This window comes from Streptosporangium sp. NPDC004631, assembly GCF_053601935.1.
The window spans coordinates 99434-109982 of the sequence record NZ_JBSGCR010000025.1 but is presented as its reverse complement, the minus strand read 5'-3'; the positions used below and the strand labels follow the sequence as shown (position 1 = coordinate 109982).

Genomic DNA, 10549 nt, shown 5'->3' with positions numbered 1-10549 from the left:
CCGCCAGGCGGTGCACTTCCATCTGCGCAACGCGCAGGCGTGGGCGAACAAGGCGGTCGGTGAGGATCTCACCGCCCAGATCGACCCGGACTTCGCCTTCGGGCCGGAGACCACCGTCACCTGCCACTCCGCCTGGCGTGCCCACCGGCGTCAGGGCTTCCTGCCCACTCCGCACACGATCAGGGCCTGCGACGGGTCGTCGTAGAGCGAGAGGTCCCTGGGCCTCCACTCGGGCAGCCAGACGAGTCCCGGATCCACCAGCTCGAACCCGTCGAACAGTTCCATGATCTCCTCGCGGGAGCGCAGGACGAGGGGCGAGTTGGCCCGCCGGTAGACCTGGGTGCCCTTCTCCGCGACCTCGGCCCGGTAGTCGTGGGTTCCGTGGGAGAGGACCAGGCAGCTGCCGGGCGGTACGGCGTCCCGCAGCGTGGCGAGGATGCGCCGGGGGTCGTCGGCCTCGGTGATGAAGTGCATGATGGCCACGAGAAGCACCGCCACGGGCCTGGAGAAGTCGAGATGCTTGTGGATCTCCGGGGCGTTCAGGATCTCCTCGGGCCGTCGCAGGTCGCCTGAGACGACTGTGACCTCGCCCCGCATGCCGCGCAGGAGCGCCCTGGCGTGGGCCAGGACGATGGGGTCGTTGTCGACGTAGGCGACCCGGGCGTCCGGGATGATCTGCTGCGCCACCTCGTGGACGTTGCCCTGGGTGGGCAGTCCGGTGCCTATGTCGAGGAACTGGTCGATCCCGGCCCGGGCCAGGAACCTGACGGCTCTGCGGAGAAAGGCCCGGTTCTCCCTGGCGGCGATCCGTACCTCGGGCACGATCGAGAGGATCTCCTCGGCGGCGACGCGGTCGGACGAGAAGCTGTCTTTACCACCGAGGTAGTAATCGTACATTCTGGCGACGCTTGGAGTGTTGACGTCGATCCCGCGTTGCGTCCACTCTTCGTCGGCCACGTTCACCCTCCGCCTGAACAATAGTGAAGATCTCTAGCCCGAGAGTAATGCCCCATGTGTCGGCATAGGCAATATTTTTGGTAGAAAGCATTACCGGTCGTTGTGCTGCGAACAGGCGGCGTGGGCCGTTCCCCTACATGTGGGCGGCGGAACCCCGACGGGCCCCGGGGCCGGAGAACTCGGGGGACCTGGGTTCTCCGTGCCGTACGGGGCCTGCCGGGGGGTGGACGCCGTTCCTCATGGAGGGGGCCGTCGGTTCTTCGCGGAGGGTTATCGACGCCAGACCCGGACCCAGGCCGACCGGCTGGTGCTCTCGTCGAGTTCGTCGTTGCCCTCGAAGACCGCGCGGTACTCGCCGCTCCTCAGAGCGCGGGCCCTGGCGTTGAACTTGCCCTTCCACTCGGTGTCGCCGGAGGCGACCCACTTCCAGGTGTTGGAGCCGTTGGAACGGAAGTAGATCGCCACCTCCTCGTCCTCCACGCCCTGCCAACGCCGGTCGTCGTCGACCTGCAGGCGGCCGGTGAAGTAGACCCAGCGTCCCTTCCGGACCGGCTGCGGGCCGGCCCGGAAGCTCGACAGGCGGGTCTCGGCCTTCTCCCGCTGCTCCTGCTTGACGGAGAAGTTGACCTGGTCGGTCACCTTCCTGCCGTCCTTGTCGTAGGCGTTGGCGATCGCAAGCCAGCGGCCTTCGAAGTCGTTCTCATCGAAGCTGGTGCTGAAACGCCACAGATCACCCTCGTGCATGATCTTCGGCTCGCGGACGTCCTGGGCACGGAACCGGTCGGAGACCGGCTTGAGGCGGAGCTCGACCCGGGTCGCCTCCGTCGTGCGGACCTCGATCGTGACCTGCGTGTCCCGGCCGTTCTCCACCACGACCGGGTTGGGGTTCACGCTGTCGACGCGCACGCTCAGGGCGGTGCGCTCGGCGGAAGCCGTACCGGCGGACAGGAGCAGCGAGCCCCCTACCGCCGCGGACAGCAGGCCGACGGCGATTCGGTTCATCAAGATGTTCCCTCTCCCCGTTGTCGAAAGCGGTCAGGAGTGATCGCTTTCACCTATATAAGACAGGTTTGTCGGAGCAAAGGTTGCTCCAAATCCCAAAAAAGTCTGGATAAAGTTTCCATCAAGTAACGTTTCGCTGTAAAGCTGCAGGTCAGGGCTTGTCCGGGAAATCCCCCCAATTTTGGGGACTTAAAGTGAAATATGTCGGATTTGCCGGGAATGGGCTCGATTCTGCCGTCCGATGACCGGACACACGGGGCAGCCCTCCGGGCGACGGGACCGGAGCGCGCCCGGGACCGCGGATCGCAGGTAGCGTCTTCCCATGAGCGCCACCATCGTCGCCAAGGGGATCGCCGCGGGACACGGCGACCGCGCACTGTTCTCCTGCCTGGACCTGGTCGTCGCCCCCGGCGACGTGATCGGCCTGGTCGGCGTGAACGGGGCGGGCAAGTCCACCCTGATGAGGATCCTGGCCGGGCTGCTGCCCCCGGAGCAGGGCACCCTGCGGCTCAGCCCGCCCACGGCCTCGGTCGGCTACCTTCCCCAGGAGCGCGAGCGCCGGGCGGGGGAGACGGTCGCGGGCTTCCTCGCCAGGCGGACCGGGGTGGCCGGGGCCCAGCACGCGCTGGACACCGCGACCGAGGGACTGGTCGAGGGCCGCCCGGGAGCCGACGACGACTACGCCGTGAGCCTGGAGAGATGGCTGGCCCTGGGCGGCGCCGACCTGGAGGAACGGGCCGAGGAGGTCGTCGCCGAACTCGGCCTGGCGGTGGAGCCGGACCGGCCGATGACGGCGCTCTCCGGAGGCCAGGCGGCCCGGGCCGGGATGGCCTCCCTGCTGCTCAGCCGCTACGACGTGTTCCTATTGGACGAACCCACCAACGACCTCGACCTGGACGGGCTGGAGCGGCTGGAACGCTTCGTCGCCGGGTTGCGCGCCGGGACGGTCCTGGTCAGTCACGACCGCGAGTTCCTGGCCAGGACCGTGAACCGGATCGTCGAGATCGACCTCGCCCAGCAGCAGGTCCGGGCCTACGGTGGCGGTTACGAGGCGTACCTCGCCGAGCGGGAGGTCGCCCGGCGGCACGCCCGCGCCGAGTACGAGGAGTTCGCCGGCACCGTCGCCGCGCTCAACCAGCGGGCGAGGACGCAGCGCGCCTGGATGGAGAAGGGCGTCAAGAACGCGCGGCGCAAGGCGCCCGACGGCGACAAGATCGGCCGGAACCTCCGCACCGAGACGAGCGAGAAGCAGGCGGCCAAGGCCCGGCAGACCGAGCGGATGATCGAGCGGCTGGAGGAGGTCGAGGAGCCGCGTAAGGAGTGGGAGCTCCGGATGGAGATCGCGGTCGCGCCCCGGGCCGGCGCGGTCGTCGCGACCTTGCGCGGCGCCGTGGTCCGGCGCGGCGCCTTCACCCTCGGCCCGGTGGACCTGCAGATCGGCTGGGCCGAGCGGGTGGCGATCACCGGGGCCAACGGCTCCGGCAAGTCCACGCTGCTGGCCGCGCTTCTCGGCCGGATCCCGCTGGAGGAGGGGAGCGCCTCGCTCGGCCCCGGCGTGGTCGTCGGCGAGGTGGACCAGGCGCGGGGGCTGTTCCTCGGCGACGAACCGCTGATGGACGCCTTCGGCGCCGCCGCGGGCGACATGCCCCCCGCCGAGATCCGTACGCTGCTCGCCAAGTTCGGGCTGCGCGCGGCGCACGTGCTGCGCCCGGCCGCGACCCTCTCCCCGGGAGAGCGGACCCGGGCCGCGCTCGCGCTGCTCCAGGCGAGGGGGGTGAACCTGCTCGTTCTCGACGAGCCGACCAACCACCTGGACCTGGCCGCGATCGAACAGCTGGAGTCCGCCCTCGCCGCCTACCCCGGCACGCTGCTGCTGGTCACCCACGACCGCCGGATGCTCGACGCCGTGCACACCACCGGGCACATTCATCTCGCCGACGGCACGGTCACCGGCGGCTGAACCCACGACGGCCCCGGCGGGCGGCGAACCCGCGAGGGCGGTCGCGGACGGTCACCTGGACAGGTAGAGGATCTTCCAGCTCCCGGCGTAGAGGCAGTTGAGCGAGGGCTTGGCCGCCCTGCCCTCGGCGCAGACCTTGAGCTCGACCTGGTAGACGTCGTGGTAGGCGAAGGTGAAGGGCTTGGGCGTGCCGTAGGAGCAGTTGCGGACGCTGTGGTGCTTGAACGGCAGGTTTCCGTCCGGGCTCCGGTAGGTGACGCGGAAGACCGCCCAGCCGCAGGTCGGGCCCTTGCCGGTCAGGTCGTGGAGCCTGCCGGAGATCCGGGCGGTCGCGGCGGCGGGGATGTCCCGGTGGTCCTCGCCCGAGACCTTCAGGGAGCCGACCGCCCTGGCCTTGTGACCGGGCGCGTCGTAGGGGCCCCACCGGGTCGCGGCGGCGGTGGTGGCGTCCGGCGCGCCGGACGCGGCCTGTGCGGCCACCGGGGCGGCCAAGGCGATCAGGACGGCCAGGGCGAGGCCGGCCAGGGGCCGAGTGATCGTCATCATCGGAGGGGTCCTTTCCTGTCGGGATATTCCGCAGTTTGTGACGGACCGCTTTCAGTTCGGTTGACCGCTCACTGCAGACGAGTATCAGCGGCCCGTCAGGGGGAAGGAGCCCGGGACAGGAGGTGGGCGTCATGGAGACCCTGGGGATCGACATCGGCGGATCGGGGATCAAAGGTGCCCCGGTGGACACCGCCAAGGGGGAGCTGACCCGGGAGCGGCTGCGGATCCCGACCCCCGCCCCGGCCAAGCCCAAGGCGGTCACCGAGGTGGTCGCGAGGATCGTCGAGCACTTCGACTGGGCCGGACCGGTCGGGGTGACCTTCCCCGGAGTCGTGATCGACGGTGTCACGAGGTCGGCGGCCAACGTGGACGAGTCGTGGATCGGCACGGACGCGCGGGTGATGTTCGCCAAGGCGACGGGCCTGCCCGTGGTGGTGCTCAACGACGCGGACGCGGCGGGCATCGCCGAGATGGCGGTGGGTTCGGCCCGCGACCAGCCCGGCGTGGTGCTGGTGCTGACCTTCGGCACGGGGATCGGCAGCGCCCTGTTCGTCGACGGGCGCCTGGTGCCCAACACCGAGCTGGGGCATCTGGAGATCAGGGGCAAGGACGCCGAGAAGAGGGCCTCCGACCACGCGCGTACGGAGGGCGAGCTGAGCTGGGGCAAGTGGGCGGGGCGGGTCGAGGAGTATCTCCAGCGCGTCGAGGCGCTGTTCTCCCCCTCGCTGATCGTCATCGGCGGCGGGGTCAGCAGGAAATCCGACAGGTTCCTGCCCATGGTGAAGGTGCGCACACGTGTCGTCCCGGCCACCCTCCAGAACGAGGCCGGCATCGTGGGCGCCGCCATGGCCGCCGCGGCGCCGTAGTCGCCCTGTGCGTCATATGCCGGAAAGGCCGTTGAGATTTTGATCTTCCTTTGACGGACACGCCCTCTTACCTGGGTAGGTAGCGAGAGTTAGCAAGATCGCATCTGCTGGAAGCGGAGAGACGTGATGCACTCGACTGGCGTGCTGGCCCGCTGGATCGTGGTCACCGGGACGGTGGTCCTCACGGCCGCCGGGGCGGCGGGGACGGCCGCCGCCTCGGGAGACGGCGAGGAGGTGAGGCTCTCGCCGTACCGGGCGGGGCCGGGGGCCGACCTCAGGATCACGGCGTACGACTGCCGGGGACCGGCCTTCGCCCAGTCGGACGCCTTCCAGGACGAGCCCGAGCTGGAGGAGGACGACTCCGGCGTCGCCGTCGGCTGGGCCCAGGTGGACTACGGCGCGCGGAGCGGTTCGTACACCGTGGAGGTGGACTGCCGCGGCGACGGCGGGACCATCTACGGGGAGTTCTACGTGGTCGACGGCTACGGCCCCAACACCGGGGGCGGTGGTCTCGCCCTCGCCAGGGGCGCGGCGCGGGCGGCGGAGAACTGGAAGGCCGTCCCCCGGCAGACGTCCGGCACCCTGCCGGGCTCGATGCTCGGCTGGGAGACCGGCGGGGCCGCCGTACTCGCCGGTGCCGGCCTGCTCGCGCTGCTGAGGCGCCGCAGGGTGGTGAGGCGCGGCTGACCCTCGGGCGGGTCCACCCCGACCGGCCCGCATCCCACCGGAACGGCCCGCATCCCACCGGACAGGGCCGAGAATATTGAGGTGCACAGGGTGCGGAACGTCGGGCACCATGGGCGGTTGGCTCCTGATCTGTGGGCCGAACGTATTCTGGTCGCAGTATGGGAACATCTTCGTTGACATCTCCCCTCGCCGAACTCCACGCGCGCCTGCCCGAGCTCACGCTGCGTGACCAGCGGCGGTTGCGGCGCCGGCTCGACGGCGCGCGCAGAATCAGAAACCGTGCCGCGCAGCAGAAGATCGCCGCGGAGATCACCTCCGACATCGAGAGGGCGGAGCGCCGGGTGGCCGAGCGCCGGGCCGGAGTGCCCGCGGTCACCTATCCGGAGGCGCTGCCGGTCAGCCGGCGCAGAGACGACATCCTGGCGGCGATCCGCGACCACCAGGTCGTGATCGTCGCCGGTGAGACCGGTTCCGGCAAGACGACCCAGCTGCCGAAGATCTGCCTGGAGCTGGGCCGGGGGGTCCGGGGACTGATCGGGCACACCCAGCCGCGCCGGATCGCCGCCAGGACCGTGGCCGAACGCGTCGCCGAGGAGCTCGGCACCGAGCTCGGCGACGCCATCGGCTACAAGGTGCGCTTCACCGACCAGGTGAGCGACGGCACGCTCGTCAAGGTGATGACCGACGGCATCCTCCTGGCCGAGCTGCAGACCGACAGGGAGCTCGCCCAGTACGACACGCTGATCATCGACGAGGCGCACGAACGCAGCCTCAACATCGACTTCATCCTCGGCTACCTCAAGCAGCTGCTGCCGAAACGGCCGGACCTCAAGGTCATCATCACCTCGGCCACCATCGACCCGGAGCGCTTCTCCAAGCACTTCGGCGGGGCGCCGATCGTGGAGGTCTCCGGCCGGACCTATCCGGTCGAGGTCCGCTACCGGCCGATCGGCGAGGAGGACGACCAGATCCAGGCGATCGGCAAGGCCGTGGACGAACTCTGTGCCGAGGGGCCGGGCGACATCCTGGTCTTCCTCAGCGGCGAACGCGAGATCCGCGACACCGCCGACGCGCTCTCCAGACGCGAGGACACCGAGATCCTCCCGCTGTACGCCCGGCTGTCGGCCGCCGAACAGCACAGGGTCTTCCAGCGCCACACCGGCCGCCGGGTCGTGCTGGCCACCAACGTGGCCGAGACCTCGCTGACCGTGCCCGGCATCAAGTACGTGGTCGATCCAGGATTCGCCCGCATCTCCCGTTACAGCCACCGCACCAAGGTCCAGCGCCTGCCCATCGAGGCGATCTCCCAGGCCTCGGCCAACCAGCGCAAGGGACGCTGCGGTCGTGTCTCCGAGGGGGTCTGCATCCGGCTGTACGAGGAGGACGACTTCCTCACCCGCCCCGAGTTCACCGACCCGGAGATCCTGCGCACCAACCTCGCCTCGGTCATCCTGCAGATGACCTCCATCGGCCTGGGGGACATCGGGGCCTTCCCGTTCGTCGAACCGCCGGACCAGCGCCAGGTCAAGGACGGTTACGACCTGCTCCAGGAGCTGGGCGCGTTCGACCAGGTCAAGCAGATGACCCCGCTCGGACGGAAGCTGGCGGGCCTGCCGGTGGACCCGCGACTGGCCCGCATGGTGCTGGAGGCCGACCACAACGGCTGCGTCCGCGAGGTCATGGTCATCGCCGCCGCGCTGTCCATCCAGGACCCGCGCGAACGCCCGGCGGACAAGCAGCAGGCCGCCGACGAGAGGCACCGCCGCTTCGCCGACAAGGAGTCGGACTTCGTCTCCTATCTGAACCTGTGGAACCACCTCCAGGAGCAGCAGCGGGAGCTGTCCTCCAGCGCCTTCCGGCGGCTCTGCAGGGCCGACTTCCTGAACTACCTGCGCGTCCGCGAGTGGCAGGACGTCTACAGCCAGCTCCGCCAGATGTCGAAGTCCCTCGGTGTCACGCTGAACAGCACCCCCGGCGACGAGCAGAAGATCCACATGTCCCTGCTCTCGGGCCTGCTCTCCCACATCGGGGTCAAGGACATCGACAGGAAGACGCCGAACGACGGCCCACGCAGGCCGGCCGGCGAACCGCGCAGGCCGCTCACCGAGTACGCCGGTGCCCGCAACGCCCGCTTCGCCATCTTCCCCGGCTCCGCGCTCGCCAGGAAGCAGCCGCTGTGGGTGATGTCCGCCGAGCTGGTGGAGACCTCCAGGCTCTGGGCCCGGGTCAACGCCAAGATCGAGCCCGAGTGGGTCGAGCCGCTCGCCCAGCACCTGGTCAAGCACACCTACTCCGAGCCGCACTGGGAGAAGAACCAGGGCTCGGTGGTGGCCTATGAGAAGGTCACCCTGTACGGCGTGCCGATCGTGGCGCAGCGCAAGGTCAACTACGGCCGCATCGACCCCGAGCTGAGCCGGGAGCTGTTCATCCGGCACGCGCTGGTCGAGGGCGACTGGGAGACCCACCACGCCTTCTTCACGGAGAACCGCAGGCTCCTGGAGGAGGTCGAGGAGCTGGAGGAGCGGGCCCGCCGCCGCGACATCCTCGTCGACGACGAGACGCTGTTCGACTTCTACGACCAGCGTGTCCCCTCAGACGTCGTCTCCGGGCGCCACTTCGACTCCTGGTGGAAGAAGGCCAGGGCCGACCAGCCCGACCTGCTGAGCTTCGAGAAGTCGATGCTGATCAGCGAGTCGGCGGCCGACGTCAGCCGGCGCGACTACCCCGACGTGTGGCGCCAGGGCGGCCTGCGCTTCCCACTGACCTACCAGTTCGAGCCCGGCACCGACGCCGACGGCGTCACCGCCCACATCCCGATCTCCCTGCTCAACCAGGTGAACGCCGACGGTTTCGACTGGCAGATCCCCGGCCTGCGTGAGGAACTGCTCGTCGCGCTGATCCGGACCCTGCCCAAGAACATCCGGCGCAACTTCGTGCCCGCTCCGAACTACGCCGGACAGGTGCTCCAGCGGGCCGAACCCACCCAGGAACCGCTACTCGCGGTGCTGGAGCGGGAACTGCTCAACCTGACCGGCGTCCAGGTACCGAGGGACGCCTGGCAGCTCGACCTGGTCCCAGAACACCTGAAGATCACCTTCCGGGTTGTCGACGGGCGCAAGCAGAGACTGGCCGAGAGCAAGGACCTGGCCGAACTGAAACGCCGGCTCGCGCCCAAACTCCGCCAGACCCTCTCCAAGGCGGCGGACGGCCTTGAGAGGTCCGGGCTGACCACGTGGACCGTGGGGGAGCTGCCCAAGACGTTCGAGCAGCGCAGGATGAAGGCCTATCCCGCGCTGGCCGACGAGGGCGCGACCGTGGCCGTGCGGATGTTCGAGACCGAGGCCGAGCAGCGCCGGGCCATGTGGGAGGGCACCCGCAGGATGCTGCTGCTCAACACCCCGTCCCCGGCCAAGTCGGTGCTCGGCCGCCTGGACAACCAGTCCAAGCTCGCCCTCAGCCGCAGCCCGCACGCCGGTGCCGCCGCGCTGTTCGACGACTGCGTCGCCTGCGCCGCCGACGAGCTCATGGGCCGGTACGGCGGGCCGGTCTGGGACGGCCCGGCCTTCACCGCCCTGCACGACAAGGTCCGCGCCGAACTGTTCGACACCACCGCCGAGGTGGTGACCAGGGTCGAGGCCGCCCTCAAGGTCTGGCACAAGGTCATCACCCTGCTGCCGGAGGCCCGTTCCACCCCCGCCGTCGAGGACATCCGCGACCAGGTGGCCGATCTGGTCTACCCCGGCTTCGTCACCGACACCGGTTACAAGCGCCTGCCCGACCTGCTCCGCTACCTCAAGGCGGCCGAGCGGCGGCTGGAGAAGCTCCCGGACGACCGGTTCCGCGACGAGGAACGGATGCACAAGGTCCACGACATCGAGGACGAGTACCACGAACTGATCGAGAGGCTTCCCCCGGCCCGCCGCTCCGCCGACGACGTCCTGCAGATCCGCTGGATGATCCAGGAGCTCAGGGTCAGCTACTTCGCGCAGACCCTGGGCACGCCGTACTCGATCTCCGACAAACGCATCCGCAAGGCGATGGAGCAACTGTAGGCCCCACCTCCCCGGGAGCCGGGGAACGCCGTTCCCGGCCCCGCGAGAGCCGCGAACCCCACCCCCGGCCTTCCGCGAGTCGCGAACGCCGTTCCCCGGCTCCAGCGAGAGCCGTGGACTCCCCCCGGTGATCAGCCGATGTCTTCGCCGGGGTCTTTCACCACTCGCGCCGGTACGGCGAGTGGTGAAACCGGCCCGCCCGGCGTCGGTGCGCGACGCCCGACCGGCCACGGCAGGTCGGCCGGGCAGAGCGCCGTCAGCCGGAGGGGCTCACGGTCAGGTTTCCGTCGATGATCTCGGCGCGAAGGCAGAGGGTGGGGGGCAGGGATTCGAAGAGCTCTCTCGGGGTGCGAGGCAGGATGTGCCCCGCTGGAGCCGTGGTCTGCTCCGGCTGAGAGACGGTCTGCTCTCCGGCAGGGGTGTGCCGACCGGATCGCTGCGGGGCTGTCATCACCATTGACCTGTATCCCTTCGTATCC

Annotated in this window: 8 protein-coding genes and 1 pseudogene; 5 read left to right on the top strand and 4 right to left on the bottom strand. The window is 69.6% G+C overall.

Going from position 1 to position 10549, the window contains the following annotated elements; genetic code table 11:
- Positions 1-205 (top strand): annotated as a pseudogene (locus ACWEF2_RS23400) (hypothetical protein); the annotation flags it as partial.
- Here ACWEF2_RS23400 and ACWEF2_RS23395 read toward each other — a convergent pair.
- Both ACWEF2_RS23395 and ACWEF2_RS23390 read right to left on the bottom strand, forming a co-directional pair.
- The gene (locus ACWEF2_RS23395) at positions 151-957 is read right to left on the bottom strand and encodes an SAM-dependent methyltransferase (protein WP_453818417.1); all 807 of its coding nucleotides are present in this window, start codon (positions 955-957) and stop codon (positions 151-153) included. The pseudogene ACWEF2_RS23400 and the gene ACWEF2_RS23395 sit on opposite strands and share 55 nt — an antisense overlap.
- A gap of 270 nt (positions 958-1227) precedes the next feature.
- Entirely contained in the window at positions 1228-1959 is a 732-nt protein-coding gene (locus tag ACWEF2_RS23390) for a hypothetical protein (RefSeq protein WP_453818415.1), read from the bottom strand.
- Positions 1960-2281: 322 nt separating this feature from the next.
- Here ACWEF2_RS23390 and ACWEF2_RS23385 point away from each other — a divergent pair, with 322 nt between their 5' ends.
- Positions 2282-3919, top strand: coding sequence for an ABC-F family ATP-binding cassette domain-containing protein (locus tag ACWEF2_RS23385; protein WP_453818413.1), 1638 nt, complete (start codon positions 2282-2284; stop codon positions 3917-3919).
- A 51-nt stretch (positions 3920-3970) separates the two neighbouring features.
- On the opposite strand, the gene ACWEF2_RS23380 is transcribed toward ACWEF2_RS23385, so the two are convergent.
- The gene (locus ACWEF2_RS23380; protein WP_453818411.1) at positions 3971-4465 is read right to left on the bottom strand and encodes a hypothetical protein; all 495 of its coding nucleotides are present in this window, start codon (positions 4463-4465) and stop codon (positions 3971-3973) included.
- Between the two features lie 131 nt (positions 4466-4596).
- On the opposite strand from ACWEF2_RS23380, the gene ppgK reads away from it, so the two are divergent.
- From ppgK to hrpA, 3 genes are all read left to right on the top strand, one after another.
- The gene (gene ppgK, locus ACWEF2_RS23375; RefSeq protein ID WP_453818409.1) at positions 4597-5331 is read left to right on the top strand and encodes a polyphosphate--glucose phosphotransferase; all 735 of its coding nucleotides are present in this window, start codon (positions 4597-4599) and stop codon (positions 5329-5331) included.
- Positions 5332-5454: 123 nt separating this feature from the next.
- A complete protein-coding gene (locus ACWEF2_RS23370) occupies positions 5455-6018 on the top strand; it encodes a hypothetical protein (RefSeq protein WP_453818407.1) in 564 nt (187 codons plus the stop codon).
- A gap of 158 nt (positions 6019-6176) precedes the next feature.
- Positions 6177-10070 (top strand): ATP-dependent RNA helicase HrpA, encoded by a 3894-nt coding sequence (gene hrpA / locus ACWEF2_RS23365; protein WP_453818405.1) that lies wholly within the window; start codon positions 6177-6179, stop codon positions 10068-10070.
- A gap of 256 nt (positions 10071-10326) precedes the next feature.
- Here hrpA and ACWEF2_RS23360 read toward each other — a convergent pair whose 3' ends face one another.
- On the bottom strand, positions 10327-10527 hold the full coding sequence (locus ACWEF2_RS23360; protein WP_453818403.1) for a hypothetical protein: 201 nt from the start codon (positions 10525-10527) through the stop codon (positions 10327-10329).
- Positions 10528-10549 lie beyond the last annotated feature (22 nt).

Excerpts from the sequence above, each read along its gene's own strand:
- ACWEF2_RS23385 (WP_453818413.1), top strand. The coding sequence starts at position 2,282 with ATGAGCGCCACCATCGTCGCCAAGGGGATCGCCGCGGGACACGGCGAC.
- ACWEF2_RS23360 (WP_453818403.1), bottom strand. The coding sequence starts at position 10,527 with ATGGTGATGACAGCCCCGCAGCGATCCGGTCGGCACACCCCTGCCGGA.
- hrpA (WP_453818405.1), top strand. The coding sequence starts at position 6,177 with ATGGGAACATCTTCGTTGACATCTCCCCTCGCCGAACTCCACGCGCGC.
- ACWEF2_RS23380 (WP_453818411.1), bottom strand. The coding sequence starts at position 4,465 with ATGATGACGATCACTCGGCCCCTGGCCGGCCTCGCCCTGGCCGTCCTG.
- ppgK (WP_453818409.1), top strand. The coding sequence starts at position 4,597 with ATGGAGACCCTGGGGATCGACATCGGCGGATCGGGGATCAAAGGTGCC.
- ACWEF2_RS23390 (WP_453818415.1), bottom strand. The coding sequence starts at position 1,959 with ATGAACCGAATCGCCGTCGGCCTGCTGTCCGCGGCGGTAGGGGGCTCG.